The sequence below is a fragment of the Acidilutibacter cellobiosedens genome (genome assembly GCF_004103715.1).
Taxonomy (GTDB): Bacteria; Bacillota; Clostridia; order Tissierellales; family Acidilutibacteraceae; genus Acidilutibacter; species Acidilutibacter cellobiosedens.
In genome coordinates this window covers 1,595,872-1,611,134 of record NZ_CP035282.1, presented here as the reverse complement: position 1 = coordinate 1,611,134, position 15,263 = coordinate 1,595,872, and the positions used below count along the sequence as shown (strand labels likewise).

General features: G+C 31.7%; 20 protein-coding genes. 1 reads left to right on the top strand and 19 read right to left on the bottom strand.

The window, feature by feature from the left end; translation table 11 throughout:
• Window positions 1–478 precede the first annotated feature (478 nt).
• Together EQM13_RS18835 and EQM13_RS07670 are read right to left on the bottom strand one after the other, a co-directional pair.
• Entirely contained in the window at window positions 479–610 is a 132-nt protein-coding gene (locus tag EQM13_RS18835; protein ID WP_255417549.1) for a hypothetical protein, read from the bottom strand.
• Window positions 611–816: 206 nt separating this feature from the next.
• Window positions 817–1,356: a hypothetical protein gene (locus EQM13_RS07670; RefSeq protein WP_128752373.1), complete on the bottom strand. Its 540-nt coding sequence runs from the start codon at window positions 1,354–1,356 to the stop codon at window positions 817–819.
• Between the two features lie 201 nt (window positions 1,357–1,557).
• Here EQM13_RS07670 and EQM13_RS07665 point away from each other — a divergent pair, with 201 nt between their 5' ends.
• Complete coding sequence (locus EQM13_RS07665) at window positions 1,558–3,000, top strand: DDE-type integrase/transposase/recombinase (protein ID WP_128752145.1); 1,443 nt, start codon at window positions 1,558–1,560, stop codon at window positions 2,998–3,000.
• 314 nt (window positions 3,001–3,314) lie between these two features.
• Here the strand turns inward: EQM13_RS07665 and EQM13_RS19005 are convergent, their stop codons facing one another.
• The 17 genes from EQM13_RS19005 to EQM13_RS07595 all read right to left on the bottom strand — a co-directional run bounded on the left by EQM13_RS19005 (window position 3,315) and on the right by EQM13_RS07595 (window position 15,219).
• Window positions 3,315–3,503 carry a DUF1848 family protein gene (locus tag EQM13_RS19005; RefSeq protein ID WP_406565242.1) on the bottom strand — a complete coding sequence of 63 codons (189 nt, stop codon included), beginning with the start codon at window positions 3,501–3,503 and terminating at the stop codon, window positions 3,315–3,317.
• 73 nt (window positions 3,504–3,576) lie between these two features.
• The gene (locus EQM13_RS07655; RefSeq protein ID WP_128752372.1) at window positions 3,577–4,527 is read right to left on the bottom strand and encodes an Rpn family recombination-promoting nuclease/putative transposase; all 951 of its coding nucleotides are present in this window, start codon (window positions 4,525–4,527) and stop codon (window positions 3,577–3,579) included.
• A gap of 368 nt (window positions 4,528–4,895) precedes the next feature.
• Window positions 4,896–6,125 carry an alpha/beta hydrolase-fold protein gene (locus EQM13_RS07650; RefSeq protein ID WP_114219643.1) on the bottom strand — a complete coding sequence of 410 codons (1,230 nt, stop codon included), beginning with the start codon at window positions 6,123–6,125 and terminating at the stop codon, window positions 4,896–4,898.
• Window positions 6,126–6,388: 263 nt separating this feature from the next.
• On the bottom strand, window positions 6,389–6,934 hold the full coding sequence (locus EQM13_RS18465; protein ID WP_206172929.1) for a GNAT family N-acetyltransferase: 546 nt from the start codon (window positions 6,932–6,934) through the stop codon (window positions 6,389–6,391).
• A 103-nt stretch (window positions 6,935–7,037) separates the two neighbouring features.
• Window positions 7,038–7,181, bottom strand: coding sequence for a hypothetical protein (locus EQM13_RS18220; protein WP_161567198.1), 144 nt, complete (start codon window positions 7,179–7,181; stop codon window positions 7,038–7,040).
• Between the two features lie 73 nt (window positions 7,182–7,254).
• Complete coding sequence (locus EQM13_RS07640; protein ID WP_071138904.1) at window positions 7,255–7,440, bottom strand: DNA alkylation repair protein; 186 nt, start codon at window positions 7,438–7,440, stop codon at window positions 7,255–7,257.
• A complete protein-coding gene (locus tag EQM13_RS07635; RefSeq protein ID WP_128752371.1) occupies window positions 7,433–7,888 on the bottom strand; it encodes a VOC family protein in 456 nt (151 codons plus the stop codon). The genes EQM13_RS07640 and EQM13_RS07635 overlap by 8 nt, the downstream gene beginning before the upstream one ends.
• Window positions 7,889–7,926: 38 nt before the next feature.
• Window positions 7,927–8,940, bottom strand: a complete 1,014-nt coding sequence (locus EQM13_RS07630; RefSeq protein ID WP_128752370.1) for a nuclear transport factor 2 family protein — start codon at window positions 8,938–8,940, stop codon at window positions 7,927–7,929.
• A gap of 72 nt (window positions 8,941–9,012) precedes the next feature.
• Window positions 9,013–9,468, bottom strand: coding sequence for an NUDIX domain-containing protein (locus EQM13_RS07625; protein ID WP_083381738.1), 456 nt, complete (start codon window positions 9,466–9,468; stop codon window positions 9,013–9,015).
• A 45-nt stretch (window positions 9,469–9,513) separates the two neighbouring features.
• Window positions 9,514–10,245, bottom strand: coding sequence for a Type 1 glutamine amidotransferase-like domain-containing protein (locus EQM13_RS07620; RefSeq protein ID WP_128752369.1), 732 nt, complete (start codon window positions 10,243–10,245; stop codon window positions 9,514–9,516).
• Window positions 10,246–10,601: 356 nt separating this feature from the next.
• Window positions 10,602–11,045 (bottom strand): hypothetical protein, encoded by a 444-nt coding sequence (locus EQM13_RS07615; RefSeq protein ID WP_114219648.1) that lies wholly within the window; start codon window positions 11,043–11,045, stop codon window positions 10,602–10,604.
• Window positions 11,026–11,187, bottom strand: coding sequence for a hypothetical protein (locus tag EQM13_RS18215; RefSeq protein WP_161567197.1), 162 nt, complete (start codon window positions 11,185–11,187; stop codon window positions 11,026–11,028). The genes EQM13_RS07615 and EQM13_RS18215 overlap by 20 nt, the downstream gene beginning before the upstream one ends.
• Window positions 11,188–11,252: 65 nt before the next feature.
• Window positions 11,253–11,384 (bottom strand): hypothetical protein, encoded by a 132-nt coding sequence (locus EQM13_RS18830; protein WP_255401445.1) that lies wholly within the window; start codon window positions 11,382–11,384, stop codon window positions 11,253–11,255.
• On the bottom strand, window positions 11,375–12,181 hold the full coding sequence (locus EQM13_RS07610) for a metallophosphoesterase (protein ID WP_128752368.1): 807 nt from the start codon (window positions 12,179–12,181) through the stop codon (window positions 11,375–11,377). The genes EQM13_RS18830 and EQM13_RS07610 overlap by 10 nt, the downstream gene beginning before the upstream one ends.
• A gap of 66 nt (window positions 12,182–12,247) precedes the next feature.
• On the bottom strand, window positions 12,248–13,246 hold the full coding sequence (locus tag EQM13_RS07605) for a methyltransferase domain-containing protein (protein WP_128752367.1): 999 nt from the start codon (window positions 13,244–13,246) through the stop codon (window positions 12,248–12,250).
• A gap of 31 nt (window positions 13,247–13,277) precedes the next feature.
• Entirely contained in the window at window positions 13,278–14,024 is a 747-nt protein-coding gene (locus EQM13_RS07600) for a copper homeostasis protein CutC (protein ID WP_114219651.1), read from the bottom strand.
• An 85-nt stretch (window positions 14,025–14,109) separates the two neighbouring features.
• Window positions 14,110–15,219 carry an ABC transporter ATP-binding protein gene (locus EQM13_RS07595; protein ID WP_114219652.1) on the bottom strand — a complete coding sequence of 370 codons (1,110 nt, stop codon included), beginning with the start codon at window positions 15,217–15,219 and terminating at the stop codon, window positions 14,110–14,112.
• Between the last annotated feature and the right edge of the window lie 44 nt (window positions 15,220–15,263).

The window sequence follows — 15,263 nt, the reverse complement described above, 5'->3', positions numbered from 1 at the left end:
AGATTTTTAAGCAGTCTTCACAGCTGTTTGTTAATAAAATTTATATAGCTGGTTTTTTATTATAATTTTTAAAAAATCAACAAATTTTATTTTACCTTTATCTATGAGACCGCTCGGAAAATCATTTTAAATGTATTACTATACAAAAAACTTTATAAAGCTAATATTTATGTATGCTTTTAGTCGATTTTTACATACTTATACACAAATAAAATGTTTCTGAGCAATCTCCTAGGATAATAATCAGGTTTAATCTTTCTTTGAGATCTCGAAACTCCTAAACCTTTACATAATCTATATACCATTTCCCTACTTATGTTCTTAACAATACCGTTATTTTATAGCAACCGTAGTATAACACTTCTGTTTCAATGATTTCTAATATATTTTTTTATTTGTTTATCCCAAATATGATTGCCATATTTATTAAAATAGATAGTAAAAAATTGGTCTACCACCTTTATTTATTTTTATATTTCTATTCATATTTTCCCATATTTTCAGTTTTAGTCCTTTTTTCAATGTTGTAATAATAGGTAGACCTGCTCAATTCAATAATTTCAAGAACAATAACTAATTTTTCTAAAAGAGTTGTACCAATATTACTCATGAACAATGCTAAACTTTTTTAGTACAGAATCTTTAAGTCCTTCAATATAACTTATATCTTTTAATATTATTTTCATCTACGATTACTATCATAATTTGATTATATAATATTTATATTGTTTATTTATACTGTAAATTAAATAATATTAATAAATTTAACTTTACTAATATTTTAATATATTATTTACGAATTATATAAACTCAATTTTATATTTTATAGTTCATGTTAATTTTATTATCATTAAGATCTACAACCTGTTTATAACCTAATGGAAATAATATATTTATTTCCTCATTAGCTGCAATAATTTCTTCTAAATTCATCTTATATATATCAAATTGATCATTATCATAAATCCTAAATATATTTCTTGTTAATAAAGTATATCCTTCATTTTTCAATCGTCTCACATTATTTATTGTATCTTCATAAGTATCCAAACCTATCACAATTACAGGTTCGATATTTTCTTTTCCGAATATATTCGATGCTTTTTCTAAAATTTTCATAATATCATCGAATGTTACATCTCCCTTATTTTCAATTAATTTAGAATTAGTCATAAGATTCTTTCTAACATCAGAATTAAAAGCTTCTATAGGATATATATATCGCTTTATGCCAATTTTTTTAGCCTCTAACATAGTATCTTCTGAATTTAAGAGATGGGTAGATATCTTTATTCTCTGATGCTTGTTTTTTAAAGGATCAAATTTTCCCGAAGTCATAATTTTCATCTCTGACAAAAAACCTCTTACATAGTCTAATAATTGTTTTACATTAGCGTTTATTTGGTAGTGTCAATAAGACACCACTCTTTTTTTATTAAAGCCTTATATTATCAAGGGTTACAGAGTTTTTATAAAATAAAAAACAATGACCCCCCATTTTCTGTTATAATTTGAGTTATCATGCACCAAATTTAAATAGAAAGGTTGGTCATTGTTATGTCTCAAATTATAACTTATTTACTACTATATAATCAATACTTACTTAATCGAATTTATGAATTAACTTTATTTATCGCAAAATATATTCCTCTTAAACAATGGGCCTTTGATGATTCTAAAAGTCCTTATTATCAGAAATTTAAAATAGATAAGCTTCCAATAATTAAAAAATTCTTTAAACAGGATTACAGTTTTTTACTTGAATACTATCTTTGGAAATATGGTAAACCTGTAAAACCGGTTCAACGTCGTAATGGTAAATCTATTCCTGAAGATATATTTTGCCCTCTCTGTGGTGCTCCTCATCAATACATTTACGATAATAATGGTGGTAAAGGCCAATATCAATGTAAAGTCTGTGGTCAAACTTTTATTACAGGTAAACAAGCAGCTTCTCCTTTGGTTCTTATTTGCCCTTATTGCGGACATGCTTTAGCTGCTAAAAAAGATCGTAAACACTTTATTGTGCATAAATGTGTCAATAAGAATTGTTCTTACTACAAGAACAATTTAAAGCTGCTTCCCAAAGACTCAGATCCTAGTGAGAAGTATAAATACAAGCTCCATTATATCTATCGTGAATTTACGCTGGATTTCTTTTCTATGGATTTACATCAGCTTCCGTCATGGGCTACTAGTTTTAAGTTTAGAAAGAACAATGCTCATATTATGGGACTTTGTCTTACTTACCATGTTAATCTTGGTTTATCTCTCCGTAAAACTGCTGAAGCTATGCGTGAAATCCATAATATTAATATCTCTCACACTATGGTTGCAAGCTATGCAAGAACTGCTGCCGTATTAATTAAGCCTTTTGTAGATACATTCGATTACAGTCCTTCAAATAACTTAGCTGCTGATGAAACCTATATCAAAATTAAAGGACTCAAGGGTTATGTTTGGCTCATTATGGATACTGTTTCTCGCTCTATTCTTGGTTATCAAGTCTCTAAAAGTCGTGACGTCGGCCCTTGTATACTTACCATGAGAATGGCTTTTGATAAATTTAGAAAATTCCCCGGTAAAGCTTTAAAATTTATATCTGATGGTTACAGTGCTTATCCTTTAGCTACTCAACAGTTTAAAATTGAAAAGGACTGGGACTTTAATGTTACTCAAGTTATTGGTTTGACTAATGATGATGCTGTAACTAAAGAGTATCGTCCCTTTAAACAAAAGATTGAACGCCTTAACCGTACTCTCAAAGCTTCTTATCGTGTTACTTGTGGTTATGGTACCGATGATGGTGCTTATTATGGTGTAAACCTTTGGGTTGCTTACTATAACTTCCTGCGTCCTCATGAACTTTATAGTTGGAAACGTCCTTTAAATGAGGTTGATATGCTTAAGAATGCCGGCAATATGCCCGGTAAATGGCAGCTTCTTATCTTTTTAGGACAGCAAGTCATTCTTAATATGCAAGAAAATCCTGCATCTTGATTTCTATCTGTTCTTAGATTTCAGAGCCTGAGGTAACCCAGCCACCCTTTAGGGCTTGCCCTTGATAGTAGGACAAATACAATGCTACAATACTGTAAAGACGGCACGAAAAATTATCTGTTCTTGAGTTTCTTTGCCGTCGGTAAATATTGCGCAGCATTGTTTTGGCATACTGTCAAGGGTGGCGGTGACTGCCATGAAAATATATTTTTGCAATTTTCTAGGTTCTATTCAGCCTGATTTTTTATTCTTGTTTTTCATAGGCTACTTTACACTATCAATATTATTATAAAAAACATATATTTCTATTTAAATCAGATTATAACATCAATATGTTGAAAGATAAAGATATTTTGATGTCGAACCTTTTCAATCATTGACAGGTCAATACACCCTCCTTGATGAATGCCAAATGCGGTCAAATCATAGTTTTCGCAACAGCTTTGAAATTCGATGCCATATTTCCGTGCAGTTGGCCCGATTGCTTCGGCAAGGGTTTCTATCGAAGCTTTGCATATATCAGGGTTTCGGCCTCAAAATAAAGCATGGGACGGTAAAATCTGTCCCTACCGTCCCCTAAATCTCTTCTTTTAATTTTTCTACTTCACTCTTTGAAAGACCTGTAGTCTTCGCTACAAAGGCTATTTCTATTCCTTCTTTTAACAAATTCTTAGCTATTTCCTTTATTCCTTCTTGTCTTCCTTCTCTTTTCCCTTCTCTTTTTCCTTCTTGTTTCCCTTTTTCTTCTCTTTTTTGTAATATACTCATAGTAACAGCCCCCTTTCCTCCTAATTTTTCAATTTCTCCCTCTATGTCTTCTTCTGTTAAATCTCTGTGAATATTCTCTATATATCTTATATATATTTCAACATAATACCTTATTGCTTCTTCTCCTTCTTCTTTTTCCGCTTCTTCCACTGCTAACAGAAATTCTCTTAATACAGTCTTTAAATCCTTTTCAAAGGCATCTCTGAATGCAGTTAACATCAGAGCCGTTAATTTGTTGAACTTTTTAAAATCAATTCTTCCGCTCTTCCCTATATTTATTAAATCATATCCAAATACCGGTATCCTGTCTTTAAAGTATTCCGGCAGTTCGTAAAATTCAGGTATCATATCTCTCAAATCCGTCTTTATACTCCATTCTTTCTCCCCATGATAAACTACTATAGGTAAAATTATCGGTAATTCCTCTCTGTTTTCTTTTTGTATCACTGCCGTCCATGCTTCAAGTATATATTTATTTAATTGAAATATGGTGAGTTTATCTCTATAGGATTTGTGCTCTAACAGAAAACATATATATGCATCCCTGTTATTTATTTTTACCTCATATATTAAATCAGAAAAACTTCCCTGTAATTCTTTGTTTATAAATGTATCTTTTATTAGCTCCATACTGTTTGTATCTATTATATCCAATGCTTCTTTAGGTATATTATTTTCTATAAAGTCCTTTGCTATTCTTTTTTGACTGAATACTTCCTTAAACACGGCATCATGTTTATTAACTATTTCATTTTTCACCTTTTCACCAACTTTTTGGTCTTGTTACATTTATTATAACATCGGTAAAAATTATTTTCCACTATTTTAACGAACTTTTATTCTCAATATAATTAAGTAGATGTTAGAATAAAACTGCTTAACTTTCCGCAATTAACATCAAATTTCATTAAACCATTTTTTAATATTTTGCAAAAAAGACAATTGAAACGTCCGGGACCAGTGAAAAAGTCCGATTTTTTAATTTTTTATATCTACAAATCCGCATTTTTGCTGGAGTAATTTTTAAAAATAACAACTTTATCACTGATCTCAAACGTCCCCATGCCCGTCATTACTTAAACCCTCTTTTCTTTAATTGTCAATTTACTAATTGTTAAATACCAAATCTATTTTATTCCGATAAGAGATATCAAACCATGTGCTAAAGTTTCTCCCCATGATAAATAGTCATGAGAGCTGTTAAACCATTGGAAATCAACATGATATCCTTTAGATATTAAGGTATCTCTCAGATTTATGTTTGTGCCAATCATTGTCTCTCTATTTTCTAATATACCTACATCTAAATAAAATTTAATAGGAAGTTTATCTCTTTCTTTAAACTTTGTACTCATAAAACAATCCTCATTAATGGTGATAAACCCTTCCGGTTTATAGCAATACCATCCTGATTGAGAAAGAACATTTCCAAAAATTTCGGAATGACTTAAAGCTATGTATGATGCTGCTAAACCTCCTGAACTAAGTCCCCCGATTATTGCTTCCCGAGGATTTCCAGAGATATCATAATTGTTTTTAATCCATGGAATTATCTCATCAGCAATTAATCCGCGGAATACATCACTACAATTAAGCTCTGTTTCCCTTGTTTGTTCTATCGAATCAATAAATACTCCAATTATTGGGGGTATTTTTTTGGAAGCTATGAGGTTATTCAAAGTTTCTACAGCCATAAGAGTATCAATATAGTCCTGTCCATCGGTCAAAACTATGAATCCATATGGTTTTCCTTTCTTATCATATTCATAAGGTGTATAAACTCTAATCCTGCGCTTGTCCTCTATATTTTTACTTTTAAATTTATATTCATCTATATTACCTTCCGGTATCCCATCTATTTTTTTAGCCCAAACATGCTTTGGTGCCTCCGGCATTACTATATAGGAACATTTTACTTCTTTTCCATCATCATATTCAATTAATATGTTCTTACAGAATTTATCATATACAACTCTATTAATGTACCTATCATACCAATTATTGTCAAGGGGATCGTTAGGCGAAAAATAGTACATTAACCGTATATTATTTTCTATTTCATAAGTAATATACCATAAATCCGTCCCCATTATCCTTTCCATCCGAAAGTCCTTATAATTATCTTTATATCTGTCTACTCCTATATCAGGTACAAACAAGACACTTTTGCATCTCTTGTCCCCTTTGTATATAAAAGTAACCAAATCGTTTTCCGTATCATTTTCTAATTCTTCTATTATTGGAGTTCCATTCTCTTTTAGATAACATAAAAATTCTTCTACTGCACTATCACCATGACATTTAATACTCTCTTCTAACTGAAGAATAGTTCTACTTTTTAATAAAGATTTTTTCATATTAACTTTTCCTCCTCTACTACCGGCAATACACTTAATTATTCCATCCCAACGGCCTCAACACTTAAGTCAGCACACTCTTCCCAATTTTCCTTGTCAACTTTTTTAAAAGTAATATTCATCTTTGGCCTCCCGATACTTCCAATCACATATATAGCCTATATATAATTACAATTACTTAATAACATATTCATAATCTCATAACAATCTTCTGCTACAAAACCTTCTGTTTTATATAGGTACTCAGCAGGATTTCCTACTAATCACCAAAGTAAACATTTAGAATATCTTCTCCTATATAATTCACTTAATGCAAATTTAATCATTTTCCGACCATAACCATGCCTCTGACAATCTATCTTAACTGCAACATTTTCAATGCAATTTTTATTTAAAAGCAAGCTGGCAACAATTTTACCATCACTTTCTAATACAAATAAATCATTGCTGTTATCTGCATATTGGTTTCGTGATTTATCAGTTGATTCATCACATTTTGAATTTAAACCAACTGATAACCGCATATTATGAAACGCTCTTGAAACAAGTTCAAAAGTTTCAATATAGTCCTTATCCTCATAATGACGAATACCAGTAAATTCTTCTTTACTTAAAATTGTTTCATTAGTCATATAAACAGAATAACAATAATGCTCAAACCCATTTTTGAATAAAAAATTATGTATTATATCATTCCTCGCAAAATCACAAAAAGCTGTTTGTGTTCCTGCAAATTTCATTTCTTCAAGAATTGCAAACAATAGTTCCGAACCTATACCATGGTTCCTATATTGTTCTCCTACAAACATCCATATATCTCTTTCTGCACAATCCCCTTGTTCATATATAGCAACTGCCCTTATTTATATTATCTTCTCTTAAAATTAATGCACTCTCAGGACTTTCTTCAAGTCATTCAATTAACCCGTCAATAATTCTTGGATTTTGATAATGGAATGAAATGATATCGCTTTTCATACTTGGATTATACCGTTCTATTATACGTTCATATTTATTCTGTATATATTTTTCTCCTGTTTTTCTTGATATTAACATTTTGTAAATCCCCCATTTTAATAAATATAAAAGATATCCATTTATAACTTCCAATTTATATATTAAAATAATGTTATAACTCCATAAGATATAAATGGCTTTCTTTATCCATTTTTTCTATTGCATATCTAAAAGAAATTCTCGGCATACTCTTGTGATTTTTAATTAGGTAATCAATTACTTCCCCTTTATTTACTTGTGAAAATGACTTTAGCATCCAACCGTATCCTTTGAGTACCAATTCGTTTTTATCATTCATCAAATTCTCCTTTCTTTGGAGAATATTGACCTGTTATTTCGATAATATTTCCATCTGGGTCTGTAAATTGAAAATAATAATATGGTTTTACATTATTAACATATTTGATTTTGGCCAATTTATCGCTAATACCTAACTGCACTATTCTTTCTCTTTCTTTTTCCAGGTTTTCAGCCCAGAAATTTAATACAAATTTATGTGTATTTTCAGCTTCTGCCATTGCAACCAAATTATCGAATTCCTCTATATATTCTCCTTTACACACAGTTAAATTCGGATTCATGGCATCAAAATAACCATTCATAATGGAAATATTATTTCCTTCAAACTCAAACTGAGCAAATCTTTGCATATTTTGAGCACTTACTGGCATTTCTAATAATTTTTCATAGAATTGAATTGACTTATTAAAATCTTGTACTATTAAATAAATCGAACCTAAGTGCATATATTTACCTCCTTATAATAATAGTTATTTCATTTCCTCTATGTTGCTATGAATAACGTTTGCATGGTTATATGATAGGGCCCCATTTTTATGTTTTCTTGCCAAGTAATTTCGCCTGATGTGGATGCAATTGAATGTTCTATATCTAAATTTACGTTAAATTTATCGCTTTTATTAAAAAATTCATTGATCTGATCAATTCCATAATACCATTGATTTTCATGGCCAATAATATATGGTATTTTTGATTTTACAAAATATTTTTCTATCATCTCTTTTGTAATATCTTCAATTCCTAAAATATCTACTTGAAAACTTTTTAAAAGCTCCTTTATTTGGGGCGTGATTTGATTGTATTTGTATTCATTAGCTTTATTATTTTGTTCGTTATAACTATCTGTATATTGTTTAGAATTTTCAAAACGTTCATCCGGAAAATTAGCCCTTGGAATAGAAAATTTAATATGCTTAAATTTCCATCTGTCTTTATCTCTTAATAGAACTCCGCTTAAACCTAAAGGCCATAAATATTCTCTTTTTCCTTGTAAACGCTGATGATAAGTTAATGCTAGAATCCAATTAATATAAGTAACTTTCTGTTTGGGTGTAAGTGTATCATCGTGAACCTTGTCCTTGATAAAACTAAGATAATTATCATATCTCTCCAATGTATCTTCAAAAATATATTTAACTGATCCCTTAGTCGAAACCCACGCAACATCTTCAAAACGTGATATATTTGCATTTTCACAGTCTATATTTATATCTCCCCAATATTTCCAATCATCTTCGATTAAATTTCTTACTTCATCAATCCCTAAAGCTAACTCACCGGTTCCGGTACCTAATATAGATGTTTCGTGTGAATCTATAAAAATTTTTTTCATAAAAGAGTCTATTTCTTCCAAATTTCTTTTAGTGTAGCCTTGCTGAAATTTTTTTAGGGTTTTTCTGATTTCCTTATTTTCAGCTCTTAAATCACTAATGCAAACTTTTTTCCTTAATTCTTTTTCTAATGCTTCATTTAAATATTGAACACCAAATTTATTCATTATTTATTAATCCCCCAGTGATAATCTTGTTATTGAAAAGAGAACAAGTACTTTGTTTTTACCAATCTATCCCTACCACATACCAAAATACGGTTTATTGCCTTCCAAATATTCTTTTAATCTTCTTTTTGTTCCCGGAGATAATCCTTTTAATGTATCATCAATCTCACAAAACTTAAACTCTTCAATTTCTATACTCTTTTTATTATTCATTTGAAAATTTTCAGATTCAAATATAATAATATTATCATTTTTACCTTCACTGAAATTGTTATAAACTCCGAATAAATTCATATCATCAATTTCTATCCCTAACTCTTCTTTTAATTCCCTACAAATTGCTTCTTCAAAGGATTCCCCTTTTTTTACTCCGCCTCCCGGCAAATACCAGTAGTTGTCATAAGTATGTTTGACTAAAAGAATTTTGTTATTATCAATTAATATTATTCTTACTCCTATTGTAATAGGCTTAATGATTTTCCACTTAATCTTTGAAATGATATGAATGAATTTTATTATAAATTTCATATAATCACCTTTTTAAAAATTTCTATCATCAGATGTAATTCTCTGTTAACTCGGTATCTGAATCAACTCTTTCATATTCCTGAAATTACTATCTTTAATAATGATTTCCAGGCATATCTTTGTCCCGCTTTGGTATACCTTATAAGCGTTAGAATCACAATTTGTTGCGATTATGCGATATTTGTCATTAATTATTTCCAGAGCGCAATTATTTTCAATTCCGATTCCAACGCCGCCATGCATATTTATCATGGCATCCATTTTCTCGCTGTAACCTTCCATATTATAATGTGGACAGATAATAAAATTTAAAAATTTTAGACATTCAATGTCAATATAATTCTTGAAATCATTTATTTCTTCATCTTCAAAATAATAACTTCCCCAGCAAAGAGCACCTGCACTTTTCCCTGCCAAAACTATTCCATTCTTATATGCTTTTAGAAGAATTTCATCCATTTTATATTTCTTGAAATAGCCCATGAGCCTTTGGGTCTCCCCACCCTCAACATAAATGACATCTGATAAAAAAATCTTTTCTTTAATCTCATACTCTGTGGGGTTTTCTCTTACCAAATACAGTATGTCAAGATCACATCCAAACCTTTTTTCATATATCCCCCTAAAAAAATCACAATAATCCGGGTCATCCCCTCCTGCTGTCGGAACGTAAAGTACCTTTGGCTTTTTATTGTCTGTTAATCTGATTATCTCTTCATCAATTATATCCAAAGACAAAGGAGGGGTTACACCTCCTATTAATACAAATTTACCCATAAAAGAATCCTCCCAATGAGAAAAATACTGTTGTTCTTTTTTATTAGTGCGGTTGCCGTGAAATATTTATTAACTGAAAGTTAGATCAAAAGAACATTATATTACCCAAACACCTAAGAAGTTTATCCGATATATGCTCATCGATCATAATATAAAACCTTGGGTTCAGAAAAACCTTCGAACCGTTTTCCAGACTCAACCTGTAACTATGTTTAAGTACAACTCCGTCATTATTAATGTTGCAGTATTTATTATCCCATGGGGAGTTTGAGTAAAATTGAAGCTTATTATTTAAATTTTCTCCTTCAAAAATGGCTGATGGGTTAAACAATACCAAGCATTCCCCCATTCCGCCTCTAATATTTTATAAAATCATGTTCTTCATTCTCCGCCACGACATAGCTTTTGGTAAGGTCATTATTCAGATTAAAAAATGTTTTCGTGATAAATGCTCTATTTTTCATAAATATCTTCATATCTTGAGATACCTCAATAACGTGGCATAATACGGGAACTTTGGGAAGCATTAAAAAGTATTCATTTATTTCAAGCCCTTTGAATTCGTTATACTCTTTAATTAAAAGCCTTGAATTTATTCCATGCCATATGTTACCGCAGCTATCAGAGATTTCAATAAAATCCGTTTTGATTTTCTCTTTCAATACAGGTTTTGAGTTAAAATCCCAATCTTCGGGCAAAGTCTGTATTCCGCCAAACCAAGGATTATAATCGGAACTGATTTCTATATTTGGAAACGTGGATTTAAGCCATTGATGACCTTTATATTTTAAAGAATACAATCCGCATCCCCCATTTTAAAAACCAAAGCCTTTCTCTCAAATGAGGCAAGTCCAAGGTCTGCTTTAACTGAAATGACATCTTTATCCTTGCAACCTCTTTTGCGTAGGACGGATCATATTCAATAATCTTCAGATTTTCCATGGACACAGGGACGTTTTGTCTTGCCTAACCCCGATATCCTGCTTAACTGTCTGACATTGTACCTTTCACGCTGTAACATATTTAATAATTACGTTTCTTTTATCCGGAATCATTTCCGTCAAGTTAGCAATATTATATTTTTCTTTTATTATCTTTCTTAATTTATCATCACTATAGTAACGTCCCCCTATCTGCATTCTTTTCCGCAGAGATCATATATTGAAATATCGGGATTGCTGTTTATACGTATAGGTATCCTGGAAGTGCCCAAACCTCGCGATATAATTATATGCTTTCCGTCATATTCATTCACTCCGCTGGGAAATCGGGGATATTTATTCCATATCCTACAGACAAAAGGAATGTTCCATTGGTTTCCGTGAGTATGTCCGGCCAAAATAATATCAAAAGGTATGCCCCTTTTTTCAACATAGTCAATAATATTTGGGGAATGAGCAAAGAGGATTCTGTATGTAAATTTTTCTTCATTTAAAGCATTATTATAGGATTCATTGCCGTAAACGGAATTATCAAAACCATAGAAAAGTATTTTGTTATGCGAATCTTCCATAACTTCGTATTGATTTATAAGAATTTTTATTTTATTGCTGTTATAACCAACTAATTTTTTGATAATATCGGTTTCTTTTTTCCTTAGATAGCTTACTTCCGTCCTTTCATAGTTTCCTAATATTATAAGGATTCTTTTATTCACTTTTATCTTTTTTAATTCTTCCATAACATTTTCCAATTGGGCGGAATTATTACATAAATCCCCTGTTAAAATTACATAATCGACACAGTATTTATTAATAATACTGCTGATACTGCCGTTTAAATACCGGGTTTTTCCATGGATATCCGATATATGGACTATTCTGATACATCCCTTTATCTTATTGTCACGTATCTTCACTTCCTTCACATCTACAAAATTCGTACCTTTTATAATTAAAACAAAAACAACTAATAGAAGAAAAACTATAAAAACCATGAATTACTTCCTTTCTATCCTATGTGCTTAATTTCATGCCGCCGGTTAACAATTGTTGCTAATCCATTATTTTGTTGCCTGAATTACACAAAACTCAATTTTTGTATCGGCTATCGGAAATCCGTCAATACTTGCACCCTTTAAAATTTTGCCTTCAGGCGTAGGCATGATATTTGCTAAAAACGAATTAGCGATATTAACATTCCAGCCTGCTTTCTTAAATGTATCAACGGCATTACTTCTTGTAACATAAGCTGCATTTCCATATTTATTAAATAAATCCATATGAATCTTATCTTCTTTGTCTATAAAAAACATAACAGACATAAACGTACCTTTTGTTATTCTGTTCATCTCTTTTATTACTTCACCGGGACATTCAATGTTTTGAAGTCCCATATTGCTGGTCAATATTTCAATTGAATTATCTTTAAAAGGAGTTTTTCTTGCATCAAATGATATCAAGCTCAATTTATCATATAAGCCTTTGTATTTATAATATTCCTTGTTTCTTTCGAGAACCGTAGGACTAAAATCCGTAGCAACAACATAGTTCTTCCTTTCCTTTAACAGCTTTTCAACAAGATAGCCTTTGCCGCTTGCTATGTCTATTATAGGTCTATCAGACTTAATATTGTTAACTATAAAGTCAATTTGACTTTTCCAACCATCAATATAATCTTGGGTATATATTTTTTTATAGGCATTTTTAAACATCCCAGAGCTTGTCTTGAAGTCATTTTTTGATTCAAAATATGAAGCCTTAAACCAGTAATCAGCTCCATTCATTTCTCCTTCCGGTATATTCATCAGCTTATCATAAATATCAGGGTTTTCTCCTAAATATCTTTCCAACTCACTTTCACCATGCTTCCAAAGGTCATTTCTCGATAAATCGTTAGTCAAAAATACTGCAATTTCATTCCTAATTTCATATACCGATTTACAAGACGGGCAAACCGCATTCCCATTAATTATTCTATCCTCATCTTCATCTTCTATATTCCATATCAATTCGTTATGACACGATGGGCATATAAGCATGTCAATATAACGTTTATGCATTTCCCATTCCTCCACGTAATAATAAAATATTCTATCCTTCCCTTACTGCCTTTATAAATTCAAGGGCTTTATCATAACTTACTATTTCATAACATTCTTCATGAGCAGATTGAGTATAAGCATATGACACATTACTTACTGTAGTTGGATCTGCCCTCCATATTCTGCATGAGCTATGATATTGAGAAATTCCGGTTTTGTTGATTAAATAAGAGCAGTTTGATGCATTAACACCACCGCCTGCCAATATTTCAATTTTATCTCCGTACATATATTGAAGTTCAGATAATAAATTTGCTCCTTCTGCTGCTTTAGGCTTTAATCCGCTTGTTAAAACTCTTTTGACTCCTAAATCAATCAAGATCTTCATTGTTTCATACGGATCTTTAACACAGTCAAATGCTCTGTGAAATATGGCATCTTTGTGGTACTTATGAATAGTACTTATTATTGTTTTATTTTTTTCTTTATCTATATTTCTGTTTTCATCTAAACAACCAAAGGCAAAACCTTCTATATTATAATTACCCATAGCTTCTATGTCTGATATCATAGTTTTAAATTCATAGTCATTGTAGCAAAAGCCACCCGGGCGTGGTCTTACCATTACTACAATAGGAATATTGCAGTTTTCGGCAGTCAGCTTTATAGTCCCCATGGAAGGAGTCAATCCTCCCAAATAGACGGCATTATTCAGCTCTATCCTATCGGCACCTGCTTTCTGTGCAATCAGAGCATCTTCCAAACTACCGCAGCATATTTCAGCAATTCTCTTCATTGTATTCCTTCCCCTCCCTATTTTTATTTAACTAACTATATATTTTATCATATCATTTAATATTTTTGTGTAATAACTTTTCATTTTATAATATGGACTCTTCCGTTTTTGCATCAAATAAATAGATTTTATTCTTATCAAAGGCTAATTTTACAATATCGCCTGTCCTGGCTTTGCTTCCCGAACCTACCCTTGCAACCGCTTTGACCCCTTCCGTTATAAAATGCAGATACGCCTCCGAACCTACCATCTCCACCACATCTATTCTTGCCTCTACCGTACTGTCTTCAGACCCTTTTAAAAATTCCGGCTCATCATGGATATCTTCCGGCCTTATTCCCATAATAACTTTTTCCCCTAAATACCCTCCTTTTCTTAATATCTCCGCTTTTTCGAAAGGCAGATTAATCCTCGTATTTCCGAATACCAGCATACATTCCCTCTCGTTCTCCTCTGCCTTTACATCTATAAAATTCATCTGTGGGCTTCCTATAAATCCGGCTACAAATAAATTTACGGGATTTTCGTATAACTCCTGGGGAACGGCTACCTGCTGGATGATCCCGTCCTTCATTACAACTATCCTGTCTGCCATTGTCATGGCCTCCAATTGGTCATGGGTTACATATATAAAAGTAGTCTTCAGCTCATTATGGAGCTTTATTATCTCCGCCCTCGTCTGTACCCTGAGCTTTGCATCCAAATTGGAAAGTGGTTCGTCCATAAGAAATACCTTGGGGTTTCTCACTATCGCCCTTCCCAAAGCCACCCTCTGCTTTTGCCCTCCCGACATAGCCTTTGGCTTTCTGTCCAAAAGTCCTTCTATTCCCAAAGATTTTGCCGCGGTCCTTACCTTTTTATCAATATCATCTTTGGGAGCCTTCCTGAGCTTTAATCCGAAAGCCATATTTTCATATACCGTCATATGAGGATATAACGCATAACTCTGGAACACCATTGCAATATCCCTGTCCTTCGGAGGTATATCATTTACAATCCTGTCATCTATATACAATTCTCCTTCCGAAATATCCTCCAGTCCCGCCACCATTCTGAGCATAGTTGATTTACCGCATCCCGAAGGCCCTACCAATATGATGAATTCCTTATCCTTTATTTCCAAATTAAAATTTCTTACCGCCGTAACTCCGCCCGGATATATTTTAGATATATTTTTAAATACCAAACTACCCATACAAACCACCCTTTCAACCAAAATTCTTTATTTTACTTTATCAA

Coding starts and splice junctions, on each gene's coding strand:
- EQM13_RS18835 (WP_255417549.1), bottom strand. CDS start 610: ATGAGTAATATTGGTACAACTCTTTTAGAAAAATTAGTTATTGTTCTT.
- EQM13_RS07665 (WP_128752145.1), top strand. CDS start 1,558: ATGTCTCAAATTATAACTTATTTACTACTATATAATCAATACTTACTT.
- EQM13_RS07650 (WP_114219643.1), bottom strand. CDS start 6,125: ATGAAAAAATCTTTATTAAAAAGTAGAACTATTCTTCAGTTAGAAGAG.
- EQM13_RS18465 (WP_206172929.1), bottom strand. CDS start 6,934: ATGTTTGTAGGAGAACAATATAGGAACCATGGTATAGGTTCGGAACTA.
- EQM13_RS18220 (WP_161567198.1), bottom strand. CDS start 7,181: ATGTTAATATCAAGAAAAACAGGAGAAAAATATATACAGAATAAATAT.
- EQM13_RS07640 (WP_071138904.1), bottom strand. CDS start 7,440: ATGAATGATAAAAACGAATTGGTACTCAAAGGATACGGTTGGATGCTA.
- EQM13_RS07635 (WP_128752371.1), bottom strand. CDS start 7,888: ATGCACTTAGGTTCGATTTATTTAATAGTACAAGATTTTAATAAGTCA.
- EQM13_RS07630 (WP_128752370.1), bottom strand. CDS start 8,940: ATGAATAAATTTGGTGTTCAATATTTAAATGAAGCATTAGAAAAAGAA.
- EQM13_RS07625 (WP_083381738.1), bottom strand. CDS start 9,468: ATGAAATTTATAATAAAATTCATTCATATCATTTCAAAGATTAAGTGG.
- EQM13_RS07620 (WP_128752369.1), bottom strand. CDS start 10,245: ATGGGTAAATTTGTATTAATAGGAGGTGTAACCCCTCCTTTGTCTTTG.
- EQM13_RS18215 (WP_161567197.1), bottom strand. CDS start 11,187: ATGGAAAATCTGAAGATTATTGAATATGATCCGTCCTACGCAAAAGAG.
- EQM13_RS18830 (WP_255401445.1), bottom strand. CDS start 11,384: ATGCAGATAGGGGGACGTTACTATAGTGATGATAAATTAAGAAAGATA.
- EQM13_RS07610 (WP_128752368.1), bottom strand. CDS start 12,181: ATGGTTTTTATAGTTTTTCTTCTATTAGTTGTTTTTGTTTTAATTATA.
- EQM13_RS07605 (WP_128752367.1), bottom strand. CDS start 13,246: ATGCATAAACGTTATATTGACATGCTTATATGCCCATCGTGTCATAAC.
- EQM13_RS07600 (WP_114219651.1), bottom strand. CDS start 14,024: ATGAAGAGAATTGCTGAAATATGCTGCGGTAGTTTGGAAGATGCTCTG.
- EQM13_RS07595 (WP_114219652.1), bottom strand. CDS start 15,219: ATGGGTAGTTTGGTATTTAAAAATATATCTAAAATATATCCGGGCGGA.